This window comes from Pseudomonas sp. XP2, assembly GCF_053557975.1.
Genome location: NZ_JBNRIK010000001.1, coordinates 365658 through 381504 on the forward strand (window position 1 = coordinate 365658; position 15847 = coordinate 381504).

The window sequence follows — 15847 nt, forward strand, 5'->3', positions numbered from 1 at the left end:
CTTGTTCGGTTCTTTGTGATGAGGTAACACGATGGATAGAGCAGCTGAGCAATTGATGTTGATTGGCGGAACAGCATTGCTGTATTCGCCGGGCACGGTCGAGGCACAACGCCAGGCCGCTTTTGATTCAATCCTTTACGCACAGTTGGTGGCCAACAAGCACGCCGGTTCACGCATCGACAATTATGAACGCTGGTATGCCGCGTATCGCGAGGCTTACCGCCAATTGGGCTGGATCAAGCTGGCCAGCACACATGACCTCAAGCAGTTGGGGCGACCCGTGCGCAACGCGCATATACAGCCACTTGAAGCCTGGCTGAAAATTCGCTCGTTACGCCATGAGGCCGTGCTGGCGGGAATCAAGTCGGGCCTCGCTCGATCTGCTGAGGGCTTGCGGCACCTGCTGAAGTTCAGCGCACACGACCAGGCCCAGTCCTCCACGCTGGTCATCGAACTCGGCGTACTCAAGCCGGGACCGACACTGGACCTGTGCAGCATCTCGATGCAAATCGACCAGCCACTCTCGCTGGTCTCGATGGCGACATTTACGAGCGAACACGTGCTTGATGGCGAAGCCGAGTTCAATGGCGTCTCTCTGGCGTTGGATGAAGGGCGCTTCCAGCACCAGCGTGGTGAATTGCAAGCCTTGATGCAAAGCAAAGACGCACAAGCTGCTTACCGCTTTGACCCTTACGCGCAACCTACAGGAGCAGCATCATGAGTGAAGCCACGTCTGCCGTGATCGGCGCCGGGATCGTTTCCTTTTTGCCAGGCATTGATGCCGCGCAGAAAGACAAGGTGAAGCTGGCCCTGGCGATGGCCGAACGAGCCACCGATACCGCTTACAAGGAGGGGCTGATAAAAGACTGGTTCGCTTATTACCGTAACCAGCTCAAATTCATGGGGTGGGATGCCGTAACGGCCGAGCAGATCCATTGGCCGGACAAGACGCGTACGCAGCAGACGGATCAACTGCTGCAGACGCTGTCCAAAACGGCCGGAGACAGCTTTGCTACATCGGTGAAAGTGTCTATTCAAACATTGCTGAAGAAGCCATCGGTGCTGAAGGAACTTGAGACAAAGGCATTCGAGAGGCAACACTTTCAAGTGTTGGCCTGCGCGCCGGCTGGCAACAACCGGGTTGATATGGTGGTTTACCACGAAGCGGACAAACAGTCTGTTTTCAGTGCAGGGTTCATCAGCCGCAAGCGCAGTCACAAGAATGTGCGTGCGGAACTGGTACGGTTCAATATTCTGGCCTTTGAGAACAGCGTATTGCCAAAAGTCCAGGAAAGCGTCGTCAAGGTGTCCCAGGCGCGCATTCATGACTATGCCATCTAAGGCACCAGATACCCTTTGATCCCGGTAAAAATGATCTGCGCCGCCAGGGCACAGACGAACAGCCCCATCAGACGGCTGACGATCTGCAGGCCCTGGTCGCCAAGGATCCGCTCGATACCGTGCGACAGGTAAAGCACCAGGCCGACGGTAAAGCTGGCCAGCGCGATACTGACGATGGCCAGCAGTTTGTCGTCCCAGTGCGGTTGGCTCACACCCATCACCAAGAGGGCACCGATGGTACCGGGGCCAACCGTCAGCGGAATGGTCAGCGGCACGATCGTCACGTCCTGCTGCACGTTGTCGGCCTGTACCGCCGGCTTGCCCTGCGCCATCCCCAAAGCCGAAATGAACAGCACGCTGCCGGCCCCGATGCGGAAGGCGTCGGCGGTAATGCCGAAAATACCGAAGATCACCCGACCGAACAGGTAGAGCAGCACGCTGGCGACCAGGGCTGCGAAAGCGACCTTCCAGGCCAGTTGCTTGCGCTCCTTGCTGGAGTGGCCGCGGGTCAGGCTGATGAAGCACGACAGCACGAAGAACGGGCTGTAGAGCACGAGCATTTTCAGGTAGACGCTGAACAACTCATGGAGCATGAGCGCTGGTCCTCGGAAACTCAAAAAGGTTGCGCAATTATTGTGGGTGCGGGCCGTATTGATCTGGTGATCAGTGTTCACTGCACGACAGCGTAGTCTAGGAAGTAGGCGCCGGGTCCACCTTGGCTTCCCGGTGATTGGCCCAGTACTGGATCAGTTCGCGCAATTGCGACAGCTCGACCGGCTTGGCCATGTGCCCGTCCATGCCCGCCAGCCGGGCGCGTTCCTTGTGTTCTGTAAGAATGTGCGCGGTCAGTGCCACTACCGGGGTGCGCTGGCGCTGGTTGGCGGTTTCCCACGCACGCAGCTGCTGGGTGGCCGAGAAACCGTCCAGAATGGGCATCTCGCAGTCCATCAGCACCAGGTCATAGCGCTGGTTTTTCATTGCCTGCAGGGCCTCCTCGCCATTGCAGGCGGTGTCGGGCTCAAGGTTGAGCTTGCCGAGCATGCCGCGTATTACCTTGGTCGAAATGCTGTTGTCCTCGGCGACCAGCACGCGGAAGTCGCCTGGCAGGTCCAGTGCCTGCGGGATACCGGGCAGGCTGGCCGGCACCGCCTGATCGCGGCCGCGCTGAGCCAGTTCTTCGGCCAGGGTGGTTTTGAGTGTGTAGCCGGCCACCGGCTTGGCAAGTATCCGTTTGACCCCGGCGTTGCGTGCGATGACCTTGCTCGGTGCATTGCTGATACCGGTGAGCATTACCACCAGAATGTCGTGGTTCAGACTCGGGTCTTCCTTGATCTTGGCGGCCAGTTGCATGCCGGTCATGCCCGGCATGTTCTGGTCCAGCAGCACGGCGTCGAAGTAGTCACGCAGGTGCGCCTTGGTGCGTAACAGGGCCAGCGCTTCCTTGCCCGAAGGCACCGCGCTGACGTTCATGCCCCAGGCGCTGCATTGTTGCACCAGCACCTTGCGGCAGGTGTCATTGTCGTCCACCACCAGCACGCGGGCATCGCGCAGCGGGCTGTCGAGATCGGTTGGTGGCTGCTCCAGGCGAGAGGGGTCCAGCGGCAGGGTCAGCCACAGGGTGTTGCCCATGCCGGTGCTGCTCTTGATGCCGAACTCGCCCTGCATCAGGCCGATCAGCTGTTTGGCAATGACCAGCCCAAGGTGGCCGCCCAGCTTGTTGCTGGACAGGAAGTGGTGGCTGTGCAGCTCGGCTTGCAACAACGCTTCACGGTCTGCGGCGGCCAACGGTTCGCCGCTGTCCTGCACAGCGATGCGCAGGCGCGGTAGCTCACCCCGTTGGTCCAGTGCCACTACCAGCAGGATTTCGCCCTGATCGGTGTTTTTCAGGGCGTTTTCCAATAGGCTCGACAAGGCCTGGCGCAGGCGTGTCGGGTCGCCACTGATCACTCGCGGTACCTGTGGCTGTGTGAAGCTGATCAGCTCGATGTTCTGCTGCTCGGCCTTGGCGCGGAAGATGTTCAGGCAATCCTCGATCAGTGCATTGAGGTCGAACTGCACGTCATCCAGCTCGATCTGCCGGGACTCCAGTTTGGAAATGTCGAGAATTTCGTTGATCAGTGTCAGCAGCTCGTTGCCGGCACTGTGGATGGTCTGCACATAGTCGCGTTGCTTGACTGACAGCGGTGTGCCCAGCAGCAACTCCGTCATGCCCAGCACGCCGTTCATGGGGGTGCGGATTTCGTGGCTGATCTTGGCCAGGAACTCGGCCTTGGCGTTCATTTCGGCATCGCTGGCGGCCAAGGCGCGGCTGGCGCTGAAGCGCTCTTCGCTCATGCGGCGCAGGCGTTCGCTGACTGCCAGGTTGAGCAGCAGGCCGCTGGCCACGGCCAGCCCCAGCAGAATGCACAATAGCCAAGGCGTAGCGGTACGGGTCAGGCCCAGCAGTGCCGGCAGCAGCACCAGGCCACCCAGGTTGAACACCACCATGGCCAGGCTGAACAGCCGGCCGGGTGCATAGCCCCGGTACCAGTGGTAGCTGCTGACCAGCAGCATGCTCACGCTGCCCAGCGCCAGCAAGGCGTAGGTCATCAGGTTGAGGGGCAGGGTGTCGACGAACAGCAGCACCAGCCCGCTGACCCCGACCACCAGCATTTCGCCCTGCAGCAGGCGGTTGATCCGCGGCGAGTTGCACGGGTTGAAGAAGTGCTGGGTGAAATACAGCCCCGCCAGCCCGGCCAGTACCAGTGTCAGGTAGGCGGCCGGGGTTTGCGCGTTGTGCCACACGTGCCACCAAGGGCCGCTGAGGTTCAGCAGGATCAGGCCGCTGAGCAGCATCAGGCTGTGGTAGAGCGCCAGGATCAGGGTGGTGGTGGAGTGGCTGTAGAGGAAGCGGATCAGGTTATGCAGGATCAGCATGACCAAGCCGCCGAACAGCATGCCGAACAGCAGTGGCTGGCTATGGTCCGAGGCGGCTACGGCCGCAGGTTCAAGGCTGATGGCCGGGCGCAACTGGTGCTCGGAGACTAGGCGCAGGTAGATGTCCAGTGGTTGCCTGCTGTTGGGCAGGGGCAGTACATGGTCGCTGCCACGCAGGGTCGGGCTGGCATTGCCGGCCTGGCGCCCGTGGTGCAACTGACGCAGAAGTTGGTCGCCCTGGAGGGCGTATAGGTCAAGCCCAGACAGGTCGGGGGCGAATACCCGAAGCAGTTGCTCCTGGTCGCCTGGTTCCAGGCGGTAGTGCAGCCACAAGGCCTGCTCCGGCGGAGCGGCATCCAGTTCGGCAAGTACCAGCGGGCTGAACTGGTTGCGATAACGCTCGGAGCGTACATCGCTAAGTTGCAGGTTGGCCTGTTCGTCGAGCAGAACGGTCCAGCCTCCGTCATGCTCGGCTGCAGCCGGTAACATGAAGAGCAAGGTCAGCAAGGTGACGATCAGAGCTGAGGCAATCCGAAGCCGACGCACTACGAAATCCCTTCTTAGCCGATGTGCCGGGTACTAACTATGCGCGGCGCGCCAAGTCGAAGGCAAGGCCCGTGCCGGGCCTTGTCGACGAGCCGGATGCCGTGCGCCGGGCGGTTGACAGCCCCGGGCGGCACGGCGTTCCGGTAGTGCTTACTGCTGGTGTTCACCGCGCTCGCGGGCGATGGCCCGGTAGCCGATGTCGGTGCGGTAGAAACTGCCGTTCCAGCTTACTTCCCTGGCCAGGCGGTAAGCCTGCTGCTGCGCATCGGCAACCGTGCTGCCCATTGCCGTGGCGCACAGCACGCGCCCGCCGTTGGTGACCACTTGGCCGTCCTTGAGCGAAGTACCGGCATGGAACACCTTGCCTTCGATCTTGGCTGCTGCGTCCAGGCCGCTGATCACGTCGCCCTTGGCGTAGTCGCCCGGGTAACCGCCAGCCGCCAGCACAACGCCCAGGCTCGGGCGTGGGTCCCACTGGGCTTCGACCTTGTCCAGCGCCTTGGCGAAGGCGGCTTCGATCAGCAGCACCAGGCTCGACTCCAGGCGCAGCATGACCGGCTGGGTCTCTGGGTCGCCGAAGCGGCAGTTGAACTCGATGACCTTGGGGTTGCCCGCCTTGTCGATCATCAGGCCAGCATAGAGGAAGCCGGTGTAGACGTTGCCTTCCTCGGCCATGCCGCGCACAGTTGGCCAGATCACCTGGTCCATCACGCGCTGGTGCACGTCGGCGGTAACGACCGGGGCAGGGGAGTAGGCACCCATGCCGCCCGTGTTCGGGCCGGTGTCCTGATCGCCGACGCGCTTGTGGTCCTGGCTGGTGGCCATGGGCAGCACGTTGTGGCCGTCGACCATGACGATGAAGCTGGCTTCTTCGCCGTCGAGGAACTCTTCGATCACCACGCGCGAACCGGCTTCACCGAAGGCATTGCCGGCCAGCATGTCACGCACGGCGGCTTCGGCTTCTTCGAGGGTCATGGCGACGATGACGCCTTTGCCCGCAGCCAGGCCGTCGGCCTTGATCACGATCGGCGCGCCTTTTTCTTGCAGGTAGGCCAGGGCCGGCTCGATTTCGGTGAAATTCTGGTAGTCGGCGGTCGGGATCTTGTGACGCGCCAGGAAGTCCTTGGTGAAGGCCTTGGAGCCTTCCAGCTGCGCTGCACCCTTGGTTGGGCCGAAGCAGTCCAGGCCACGGCTGCGGAACAGGTCGACCACCCCGATGACCAGTGGTGCTTCCGGGCCGACGATGGTCAGGTCGACGTTTTTCTCGGCAAAGTCGGCCAGTTGTTCCAGGGCGCATACGTCGATGGCGACGTTCTCGCACTTGGCTTCAATGGCGGTGCCGGCGTTGCCTGGGGCAACGAAGACTTTCTCCACGCGTGGGTCCTGGGCAACTTTCCAGGCCAGGGCGTGCTCACGGCCGCCGCTGCCGATGATCAAAACTTTCATGTCAAAACCTCGAATTCTTTCGGGCGCAAGGCGAAGCCTCACGCTGTACGAGGTCGCAATGAAGCAGGTAGATGCAAGGCGGTGCCGGTTCCGATGAGCGGAGTTGCCTTCTGGCAATGAGCATCAGCGGAACCGGCCCCAACGCAGCAGATGCCTGCTTCAGTGCGGCCGATTGCCGTAAATCAGTGGCGGAAGTGGCGCATACCGGTGAACACCATCGCGATACCGGCTTCGTCAGCAGCAGCGATGACTTCGGCATCACGCATCGAGCCACCCGGCTGGATCACGGCGCTGATACCCACTTTAGCGGCATTGTCGATGCCATCACGGAACGGGAAGAACGCATCCGATGCCATGACTGCGCCCTGCACCTGCAGGCCAGCATGCTCGGCCTTGATTGCAGCAATACGCGCGGAGTTGACGCGGCTCATCTGGCCTGCACCCACGCCGATGGTCTGGCGCTGCTTGGCGTAGACAATGGCGTTGGACTTGACGAACTTGGCCACTTTCCAGGCAAACACCAGGTCGTGGATTTCTTGCTCGGTCGGGGCCCGTTTGGTGACGATCTTCAAGTCATCGGCGGTGATCATGCCGATGTCGCGGCTTTGTACCAACAGGCCGCCATTGACGCGCTTGAAGTCCCAGCCGGCAGCGCGTTCGGCTGGCCACTCGCCGCATTCCAGCAGGCGTACGTTTTGCTTGGCAGCCACCACGTCGCGGGCAGCCTGGGAAATTTTCGGCGCGATGATCACTTCGACGAACTGGCGCTCGACGATGGCCTTGGCAGTTTCGCCGTCCAGTTCGCGGTTGAAGGCAATGATGCCGCCGAAGGCCGACTCGGTGTCGGTGGCGTAGGCCAGGTCGTAGGCCTTGCGGATGCCGCCTTCGTCTTCAGGCACAACAGCCACGCCGCACGGGTTGGCATGCTTGACGATGACACAGGCCGGCTTGACGAAACTCTTCACGCACTCCAGCGCGGCGTCGGTGTCGGCCACGTTGTTGAACGACAGCTCCTTGCCTTGCAGCTGGATGGCAGTGGAAATGCTCGCTTCGCCTTTTTTGGCTTCTACGTAGAACGCCGCGCTCTGGTGCGGGTTCTCGCCGTAGCGCATTTCCTGGGCCTTGACGAACTGGCTGTTGAAGGTACGCGGGAATTCGCTGCGTGCGGAAGTCGAAAGGGTGTCCTTGGCCTGGTCGATGGTGCCCATGTAGTTGGCGATCATGCCGTCGTAGGCGGCAGTGTGCTCGAACGCCTTGAGCATCAGGTCGAAGCGCTGGGCGTAGGTCAGGCCGCCGGCCTTCAGGCCTTCGACAATGCCGGCGTAGTCGCTGGCGTTGACCACGATGGCGACATCTTTGTGGTTCTTGGCTGCCGAACGGACCATGGTCGGGCCGCCGATGTCGATGTTCTCGATGGCGGTTGGCAAGTCACAGCCAGGCTTGGAAATGGTGGCTTCGAACGGGTACAGGTTGACCGCAACCAGGTCGATCGGCTTGATACCGTGCTCGCTCATGATGGCGTCGTCGGTGCCGCGACGGCCCAGGATGCCACCGTGGATTTTCGGGTGCAGGGTCTTGACCCGGCCATCCATCATTTCGGCGAAGCCGGTGTAGTCGGCCACTTCCACCGCGTTCACGCCGTTGTCCTTGAGCAGCTTGTAGGTGCCGCCGGTGGACAGGATCTCGACACCGAGCTGCTGCAGCTCACGGGCGAATTCGAGGATACCGGTCTTGTCGGAGACGCTGATCAGGGCGCGGCGGACTGGCAGGCGGGTAGTCTGGTCGGTCATTTCGGGTTCCAATAACGCGGTGGAGTCTGCAAAAAAGGCGCCTCTGTTCAAGGAGCCGCCTTTTCTGGTTGGGATTCTGGCTTACAGCAAGTCGTACTGCTTGAGCTTCTTGCGCAGGGTGCCTCGGTTCAGCCCGAGCATCTCGCTGGCCTTGGTCTGGTTGCCCTTCACGTAATTCATCACGCTTTCGAGCAGGGGCGCCTCCACTTCGGAGAGCACCAGGTTGTACACGTCCGTGACGGTCGCGCCTTCCAGGTGGGCGAAGTAGTTGTGCAGCGCCTTCTCGACGCTGTCGCGAAGGGTCTGGCCCTCTTCGCTCGGCGTGTTGAGGTGCTGTTTCAGGTTGGCGTTGTCGCTCACGGGCGTTGTTCCACTCACAAATGTCTCTGTCATCATCGTCATGCGGCCACCCCTTGTCCGTCCTCTGTCCCAAGGCTCTGTCGACGTTCACTGAAAAACGCGCGAACGTTGGCGCACTGCGCTTGTGTGTCTTCCAAAGCGTTGAACCGGGAGCGAAACTCCTTGCCGCCGGGTCGTGTTGCCAGGTACCAGCCAACGTGCTTGCGGGCGATACGTACGCCCATCACATCGCCATAAAAGGCATGCAACGCGGCCAGATGCTCCAGCAGGATGCGTTCCACTTCGTCCAGTTGCGGCGCTGGCAGGTGTTCGCCAGTGCGCAGGTAATGCTCGATCTCGCGAAAGATCCATGGCCGCCCTTGGGCTGCCCGGCCAATCAACAAGCCGTCGACCCCGGTGGCATCCAGCACCGCCCGGGCCTTTTCTGGCGAGGTGATATCGCCATTGGCAAAGACCGGGATCGACACCGCTTGCTTGATGGCTGCGATGGTGTCGTATTCGGCTTCGCCGGTGTAAAGATCGGCACGTGTACGGCCATGCACCGCCAGCGCCTGGATGCCGGCCTGTTCGGCAATTTTCGCCACGTTCAGGCCGTTCTTGTTCGCCCGGTCCCAACCGGTGCGGATCTTCAGGGTCACCGGGACGTCCACAGCGCCGACCACGGCGTGGAGGATCTCGCTGACCAAGGCTTCATCTCTCAATAAAGCAGAGCCTGCAGCTTTGTTGCAGACTTTTTTTGCCGGGCAGCCCATGTTGATGTCGATGATCTGGGCGCCCGCTTCGACGTTGGCCTTTGCTGCTGCAGCCATCATCTGCGCGTCACCACCGGCGATCTGCACCGAGCGTGGCTCGGGATCGCCTTCATGGATGCGGCGCAGGCTCGACTTGCGGCTGTTCCACAGGCTCATGTCGCTGGAGACCATCTCCGATACCACCATGCCTGCGCCCAGGCGCTTGCAAAGCGTACGGAAAGGTTGGTCCGTGACCCCGGCCATGGGCGCGAGGATCAGGTTGTTACGTAGTGTGTATGGGCCGATGCGTACCGCCGACATAGGTGATCCCTGTTGTGGGGCCGAATCTTGGAGTTCGAAAAAGGGTGGGCATGATACCCGCTCTCGGTGACCGGATAAAGATGGATTTGGATAAAATCTGAACAGTTGTCGGCTTATGACTTTTGGTATGAGCCAAGATCCGGGTACCGCGCGTACCCTCTGGGAGCGGGCATCCCCGCCTCCACAGGGTTGCTGGCTATTCCGGCGAACGGAAGCTGAGGCTGTAGTTCACGGCCTTCGGCCCCGGGTCGAGGATGTCCAGGGCGATATGGATCGGCGTCTGGCTTGGCATGTCGCCACGCCCGGCCAATTCGCCGGACAGGTACTCGCTGGGTTTGAAGCGCCGGCTGGCGATCAGTTGGCCATTGAGGTCGGCAAAACGCAGTTCCAGCAGCGGGAACGGTTGGGCGAACGGTGCACGGTTGTAAATGATCGCATCGACGATCAGTGCGCCTTTGAAATCCGGGTGGCTGCGCACCACCAGGTTGCTGCTCTTGATTCTTGAGATATCGACGCGGGTCGGTACCTGGCACCCGACCATCGGGCAAATTTGCTGGAAGATCGGCCGGTACTGGTCCTGGCGGGCCATCTCGTCGAAGTGGAACCACACATACTGGAATGCCAGCAGGCCAGCGGCCAGCAGGGTCAGGAAGCCCCACAGCAGGCGTTTGCCCCAGTTAGGTGCGGGTTTTTCCCAGCCCAGTTGCAGTGGGTCGTCGACCACATCGACCAGCGGCTCCTTGCGCAGCGGGCGCTCGGGCTTGCTGGCAAGGGCCGGCTCCAGGCGTTCACCCGGCAGCGGCTCATCAGGGTCATCGTCGCGTGCCGACAGGTGCAGGGCCAGCGGTTCATCATCGCGGGCGCTCAGGCCTTTTTCCGGGGTTTCGTCATCGCTGGCGCGCAGCGGTTCGCTGAATGCGGCCTGGTCATCGATTCCGGCTGCGCGGTGTACGGGCGGCTCGTCATCGTTGTCCAGGTCAAGGTTACTGCCCAGTGTCGGCTCGGTGCGTTCGCCGGGTACAGGCTCCAGGTCCAGCTCCAGGGGCTGCGGCTCCAGCACAGGGGCGGGCTCTGCGGGCGTTTTTGGCTCGAAGGGCTCACCGGTGGCGTTGCCGAACAAGTCGTCCGCGTGCTCGTCCGGACCCGGTTCGTCACGCCGCGCCTGCAGCCCGTCATCCATGTTGGCGGGGCGTGCCTGGGTCGGTTGGCCGCGCCGCTCCAGGCGTGCGAGCTCCTGGTCGAGGTCAAGTGCGTCCAGCGCCTGGGCGGTCAGGGCCCAGTCCTCGTCAGGGGTAATGCTGCGCTCGCGGGGGACAGGCTCGGGCGTGATTGCCGGCGCGGGCACGGGCTCGGCAGGCGCCGCTGGCACAGGTGCAGGTACTGGCACCGGCAGCTCAGGTGCGCTGGCACGGTTCTGCTCCAGCAGTTGCTTGGCGGCATTGAACACCTGCAGGCAATGGCCGCAGCGGACTACGCCGCGGGCCACGCTCAACTGGTGGTGGGTGACGCGAAAGCTGGTCTGGCAATGCGGGCACTGGGTGACGAAACTGTCGGTCATGCGGCAATCCGGGAGCTGTGCAGAAGGATATTCTAGGCCCGCTTAGCGGCGGCGACCACTGATGCGCACCCAGCCATCGCGAACGACGATCGGGTCCAGCTCGAAGTCGGCGGCGTAGGCCGCAGCCACGTCCTCACCCTGTTCGGCCAGAATGCCGGACAGCGCCAGCAGGCCACCTGGGCGCACCAGGCCCGACAGCTGCGGAGCCAGCGACACCAGCGGGCCAGCGAGGATATTGGCGACCAGCACGTCGGCCTGCATGGCCGGCATGTGCTCGGGCAGGTACAGCGCCAGCTTCTCATCGGCAATGCCGTTGCGCTGGGCGTTATCGCGCGAAGCCTCGATGGCCTGCACGTCGATGTCGGTACCGACTGCATCACGGGCGCCCAATAGTAGCGAAGCGATGGCCAGAATGCCCGAGCCGCAGCCGAAGTCCAGCACCTGGGTGCCTTCAAGTTGCTGGCCGTCGAGCCATTCCAGGCACAGGGCAGTGGTGGGGTGGGTGCCAGTGCCAAAGGCAAGGCCTGGGTCCAGCAGCAGGTTCACTGCGTCCTTTTCCGGGGCGTCGTGCCAGCTGGGCACAATCCACAGGCGGCGGCCGAAACGCATAGGCTGGAAGTTGTCCATCCAGCTGCGCTCCCAGTCCTGGTCCTCAATTACCTCGGCCTGGTGCTGTGGCAGCTCGGCGCCGGTCAGCAGGCGCAGGTGGGCAAACACCTGCTCGGGCTCGGCATCGGCCTCGAACAGCGCCAGCAGGTGGGTGTGCGACCACAGCGGGGTGGTGTTGAGGTCTGGCTCGAAGATCGGTTGATCTTCGGCATCCATGAACGTGACCGAGACGGCGCCTACTTCGAGCAGAGCATCTTCGTAGGTTTCGGCTTGTTCCGGGCTGATGGCCAGGCGTACTTGCAGCCAGGGCATGGCGGGCACCTTTGGTAAATCGACGGGGGCAGCCCTAGGCTGCGCGAAGGCTCGCAGTCTACGCGAGTGCGGAAGATTTGTGGATCGGGGCCGCTTTGCAGCCCATTCGCAGCACAAGGCTGCTCAGGAGCTCGCATACCCCTGCGGGAGCAGCCTTGTGCTGCGAATGGGGCGCATTGCGCCCCCGGGGGTTACATCAGACGAAACAGAGCGAGAGCGACTCAGCTATATAAGCAGGCTTCTCTTCACCCTCGATTTCCAGCGTAGCAATTGCCTTGAGCAGCCATTGCCCCGGCTTCTTCTGCACCACTTCGGCCAGGTCCACCTTCAGCCGCACCTGGCTGTTGACCTTGACCGGCTGGATGAACCGTACGCTGTCCAGCCCATAGTTCACCACCATCTTCAGCCCTTGTGGCAGGACCAGGATGTCCTCGATCAGCTTGGGGATCAGTGACAATGTCAGAAAACCATGGGCGATGGTGCCGCCAAACGGGGTTTCGGCCGCCTTTTCAGGGTCGACATGGATGAACTGAAAATCGCCTGTCGCCTCGGCGAACAGGTTGATGCGCTGCTGATCGATCTTCAGCCAGGCGGAGTGGCCCAGCGCTTTACCAACATACTGCGAAAGCTCTGTAACCGGCACATAGGGCATCGCGGACTCTCCAGGTTGTCAGTTGGTACGAAAGTGCAAGATCAGCACGGCGAACCGTTTCAGTCAAGTTGTCTGTTTTTCGACGAATATCGGTATATCGCTGTGCGTGCCTATAATGGCGGCCGTGCCCGAGGGAGATGCTTATGCTGTTGCGTGGTTTGACCTGGCTGGTGCTGTTCCAGCTGCTGGGGACGGCGATCAACCACTTGTTGGTGCCGTTTCTGCCGGGGCCGATCATCGGCCTGGTGCTGCTGTTGGGCTTCCTCATGGCCCGCGGTGAGGTGGGCAAGCCATTGAACGAGGCGGCCAGCAGCCTGCTGCGCTACCTGCCGCTGTTGCTGGTACCGCCGGCAGTGGGGGTGATGGTGTATGCCAAAGACATCGCCGCCGACTTCTGGGCGATTGCCGGAGCCCTGCTGATCTCCTGCCTGGTGACGCTGGTTTTTGTGGGTGTGCTGATGCAAACGCTCATTCACCGCCAGGGCAAGCGCGAGGAGCGGCCATGATGCTCGATTGGCAAGGCGCGCTGGATGCAGTGGTGCACCATCCTTTGTTTGGTATCGGTATCACGCTCGGTGCCTACCAGGTGGTGCTGGCGGCCTACGAGAAAACCCGCTGGATCTTCCTGCAGCCGGTACTGGTATCGATGTTGCTGGTAATCGGCGTGCTGCTGCTGTGCGGCATTGAATACAGCGAGTATCGCAAGAGCACCGAAATCATGAACATCCTGCTGGGCCCCGCCACTGTGGCGTTGGCCGTGCCGCTCTACCTCAACCTGCGGCGTATCCGGCAGCTGTTCTGGCCCACATTTACTACGCTGGTAATCGGGGGCCTGTTCGCCACGCTCTGCTGCCTGTTGCTAGGCTGGTGGTTCGGTGCAGAACACATGATCCTGATGACCATGGCACCCAAGTCGGTGACCTCGCCAATTGCCATGCTGGTGGCAGAGCAGATTGGCGGTGTGGCGGCGCTGGCGGCAGTGTTCGTACTGATCACCGGGGTGATCGGCGCCATCTTCGGCCCGGCGCTGCTGAGCCGCTTCGGCGTGCATAGCCCTGAGGCGCGCGGCATGTCGCTGGGCGTCACGGCGCATGCGGTGGGGACCTCGGTCGCCCTGCAGGAAGGTGACGAATGCGGCGCTTTTGCCGCGTTGGCGATGAGCTTGATGGGGGTAGCCACGGCAGTGTTCCTGCCGCTGGCGGTCAGCCTGGTAGCTTGAGGAATTGTGATGACACTACCGCTGTTTCCGCTCAATACCGTGCTGTTCCCGGGCTGCTTTCTCGATTTGCAGATTTTCGAGGCGCGCTACCTGGACATGATCGGGCGCTGCATGAAGCAGGGCGAAGGCTTTGGGGTGGTCTGCATCCTGGAAGGTGAACAGGTTGGCAAGGCGCCACCGATGGTCGCTTCGATCGGCTGTGAAGCGGTGATCCGCGACTTTGCGCAGCAGGATAATGGCTTGCTGGGTATTCGCGTTGAAGGGGGGCGGCGCTTCAGTCTGGCAAGCACCGAGGTGCAGAAGGACCAGTTGCTGGTGGGGCAGGTGCAATGGCTGCCGGAGCACGCGGACAGCCCGTTGCTCGATTCCGATGATGACCTGCTGGCGCTGCTGGTGGCGCTGGGTGAGCACCCGATGGTCGAGGCGCTGGACATGCCGCGCCCGGTGGACGGGCGCCAGGCGCTGGCCAACCAGCTGGCGTACCTGCTGCCGTTCATGGAAGAAGACAAGCTGGACCTGCTGACCCTCGACTCGCCGCAGCAGCGATTGGGGGAGATTCAGAAATTGCTGGAGCGGATTCAGGGTGAGCTTTTCGCCTGATCTCTTTGTGCTGCTTGGGCTGGCCTCTTCGCGGGCTTGCCCGCTCCCACAGGTATGTCACTTGCTTCGAGGCAGGTGCAGTACCTGTGGGAGCGGGCAGCCCGCGAAGAGGCCATTAAGGGCGACATCAATATTGGTATCTGAGCAAAGCCTGCGGCAACGCATGCATTGCAAAGAACGCCAGCAGCGCGATACATGCCGGCAACACCAGCCACCACACCCGCAGCGGCAGGGCCGGCAGTGTCTGCTGGCGCTGCGCCACAGTCAGGCTAAGCGCGCATACACAGCAGGCCAGCAGGGCGCCGGCCAGGATGTCGGTTGGCCAGTGCGCCCCCAGGTACACCCGTGACAGGGCAATCGCTAGCGCCGGAATGCAACCCAGCATCACCCAGGTCAGGCGCATGCGCGGCGGCTGTCCGCGCCCTGCCAGCACTGCCATGACCAGAAAGAACGCAAACGACGCCGAGCTGTGCCCGCTGGGCATGCTGTAGCTGGTCAGTGGGTCGGTCAGCACTTCCGGCCGCGCCCGGGCAAATAGCCATTTCAGTGTACCGTTGGCGATCGCTGTGCCCATCAGCGCGCCAGCGGCAAAAAACGCGTGCCGCCACTGGCGGGCAAGCAGCAGCAGGCCGGTCAGCAGGGCGCCGAGAAACAGTTGCGTGCGGAAATCGCCCAGCCGGGTCACCAGTACCACGGCGCCGTCGATGGCCTGGCTGCGATGCTCCTGCACCAGTGTCATCACGCCTTGGTCGAACTCGTGCAGGTAAGGCCAGCCGAGGAATAGCCCGGCCAAGGCAGCGAAGCTCATGCCGGCGATCAGTCGTGTCCCATGGCGCTGGTCGCGAATGCTGGTGGTCAGGCTAAGGCCGATGATGACCGCCAGGGTGCCGGCGATGATGCCGGCGTCCAGCCAGAAACCTTCCGGCAGCGGCAGGCGCATGGCCGCGCCGGTAGCCCAGCCTGGCAGCAGGTAGGCGACCGACCAGCCGGCGCCGGCCACCAGGCTGACTGCGATGAAGCGCGGCAACGGCATGTCGAACATGCCCGCGACCATTGGCAGCATGGGCCGCAGCGGCCCGATGAACCGCCCTACCAGCAGGCTGGCAATGCCGTAGCGCTGAAAATAGGTCTCTGCACTGCCAATCCATTCCGGGTGGTGGCGCAGTAGCGGCAGGCGGCGAATGTTCTGGTGGAAGTACTTGCCCAGTGTGTACGACACGGCGTCGCCCAAAAGGCCGCCAAGAAAGCCCAGCAGCAACGTTTCGCCCAGGCTGAAGGCGCCACTGCCGGCCAGTACCGCGACAGCAAACAGCAGCACAGTGCCAGGCACGATGATGCCGGCAATAGCCAGGCACTCAATGCAGGCCACCAGGAAAATTGCCAGGCCAAGCCACTGCGGGTTGGCGCTTAGCCAGCCGGTCAGGCTGTCGAGCCATTGGCCCATGT

The 15847-nt window shown here is 62.3% G+C and carries 15 protein-coding genes; 5 read left to right on the forward strand and 10 right to left on the reverse strand.

What is annotated here, in order from left to right; genetic code table 11:
- Positions 1 to 31: 31 nt before the first annotated feature.
- On the forward strand, positions 32 to 721 hold the full coding sequence (locus ACK1VC_RS01585) for a hypothetical protein (RefSeq protein ID WP_031312560.1): 690 nt from the start codon (positions 32 to 34) through the stop codon (positions 719 to 721).
- Complete coding sequence (locus ACK1VC_RS01590) at positions 718 to 1341, forward strand: hypothetical protein (RefSeq protein ID WP_016489381.1); 624 nt, start codon at positions 718 to 720, stop codon at positions 1339 to 1341. The genes ACK1VC_RS01585 and ACK1VC_RS01590 overlap by 4 nt, the downstream gene beginning before the upstream one ends.
- Here the strand turns inward: ACK1VC_RS01590 and ACK1VC_RS01595 are convergent.
- From ACK1VC_RS01595 to ACK1VC_RS01635, 9 genes are all read right to left on the reverse strand, one after another.
- Positions 1338 to 1934: a MarC family protein gene (locus ACK1VC_RS01595; protein ID WP_016489380.1), complete on the reverse strand. Its 597-nt coding sequence runs from the start codon at positions 1932 to 1934 to the stop codon at positions 1338 to 1340. The genes ACK1VC_RS01590 and ACK1VC_RS01595 overlap by 4 nt on opposite strands.
- 97 nt (positions 1935 to 2031) lie before the next feature.
- Positions 2032 to 4803 carry a hybrid sensor histidine kinase/response regulator gene (locus tag ACK1VC_RS01600; protein WP_023049271.1) on the reverse strand — a complete coding sequence of 924 codons (2772 nt, stop codon included), beginning with the start codon at positions 4801 to 4803 and terminating at the stop codon, positions 2032 to 2034.
- Between the two features lie 150 nt (positions 4804 to 4953).
- On the reverse strand, positions 4954 to 6249 hold the full coding sequence (purD, locus tag ACK1VC_RS01605; protein ID WP_016489378.1) for a phosphoribosylamine--glycine ligase: 1296 nt from the start codon (positions 6247 to 6249) through the stop codon (positions 4954 to 4956).
- 182 nt (positions 6250 to 6431) lie between these two features.
- Positions 6432 to 8039, reverse strand: coding sequence for a bifunctional phosphoribosylaminoimidazolecarboxamide formyltransferase/IMP cyclohydrolase (purH, locus tag ACK1VC_RS01610; RefSeq protein WP_016489377.1), 1608 nt, complete (start codon positions 8037 to 8039; stop codon positions 6432 to 6434).
- Between the two features lie 81 nt (positions 8040 to 8120).
- A complete protein-coding gene (gene fis / locus ACK1VC_RS01615) occupies positions 8121 to 8441 on the reverse strand; it encodes a DNA-binding transcriptional regulator Fis (protein ID WP_012274390.1) in 321 nt (106 codons plus the stop codon).
- Entirely contained in the window at positions 8438 to 9451 is a 1014-nt protein-coding gene (gene dusB, locus ACK1VC_RS01620) for a tRNA dihydrouridine synthase DusB (protein WP_016489376.1), read from the reverse strand. Before dusB ends, fis begins: the two co-directional genes overlap by 4 nt.
- A gap of 196 nt (positions 9452 to 9647) precedes the next feature.
- A complete protein-coding gene (locus ACK1VC_RS01625; protein ID WP_191087024.1) occupies positions 9648 to 11009 on the reverse strand; it encodes a DUF3426 domain-containing protein in 1362 nt (453 codons plus the stop codon).
- A 42-nt stretch (positions 11010 to 11051) separates the two neighbouring features.
- Positions 11052 to 11930 (reverse strand): 50S ribosomal protein L11 methyltransferase, encoded by an 879-nt coding sequence (prmA, locus tag ACK1VC_RS01630; RefSeq protein ID WP_191087023.1) that lies wholly within the window; start codon positions 11928 to 11930, stop codon positions 11052 to 11054.
- 196 nt (positions 11931 to 12126) lie between these two features.
- Positions 12127 to 12582 carry a MaoC family dehydratase gene (locus tag ACK1VC_RS01635; RefSeq protein ID WP_016489373.1) on the reverse strand — a complete coding sequence of 152 codons (456 nt, stop codon included), beginning with the start codon at positions 12580 to 12582 and terminating at the stop codon, positions 12127 to 12129.
- Between the two features lie 143 nt (positions 12583 to 12725).
- Here ACK1VC_RS01635 and ACK1VC_RS01640 point away from each other — a divergent pair, with 143 nt between their 5' ends.
- The 3 genes from ACK1VC_RS01640 to ACK1VC_RS01650 are packed head-to-tail and all read left to right on the forward strand — an operon-like array spanning position 12726 to position 14401.
- Positions 12726 to 13088: a CidA/LrgA family protein gene (locus tag ACK1VC_RS01640; protein ID WP_016489372.1), complete on the forward strand. Its 363-nt coding sequence runs from the start codon at positions 12726 to 12728 to the stop codon at positions 13086 to 13088.
- Positions 13085 to 13801, forward strand: coding sequence for an LrgB family protein (locus ACK1VC_RS01645; RefSeq protein WP_043200788.1), 717 nt, complete (start codon positions 13085 to 13087; stop codon positions 13799 to 13801). The genes ACK1VC_RS01640 and ACK1VC_RS01645 overlap by 4 nt, the downstream gene beginning before the upstream one ends.
- A gap of 9 nt (positions 13802 to 13810) precedes the next feature.
- Positions 13811 to 14401 (forward strand): LON peptidase substrate-binding domain-containing protein, encoded by a 591-nt coding sequence (locus tag ACK1VC_RS01650; RefSeq protein WP_197884240.1) that lies wholly within the window; start codon positions 13811 to 13813, stop codon positions 14399 to 14401.
- Between the two features lie 127 nt (positions 14402 to 14528).
- On the opposite strand, the gene ACK1VC_RS01655 is transcribed toward ACK1VC_RS01650, so the two are convergent.
- Positions 14529 to 15845 carry a bifunctional DedA family/phosphatase PAP2 family protein gene (locus ACK1VC_RS01655; RefSeq protein WP_016489369.1) on the reverse strand — a complete coding sequence of 439 codons (1317 nt, stop codon included), beginning with the start codon at positions 15843 to 15845 and terminating at the stop codon, positions 14529 to 14531.
- Positions 15846 to 15847 lie beyond the last annotated feature (2 nt).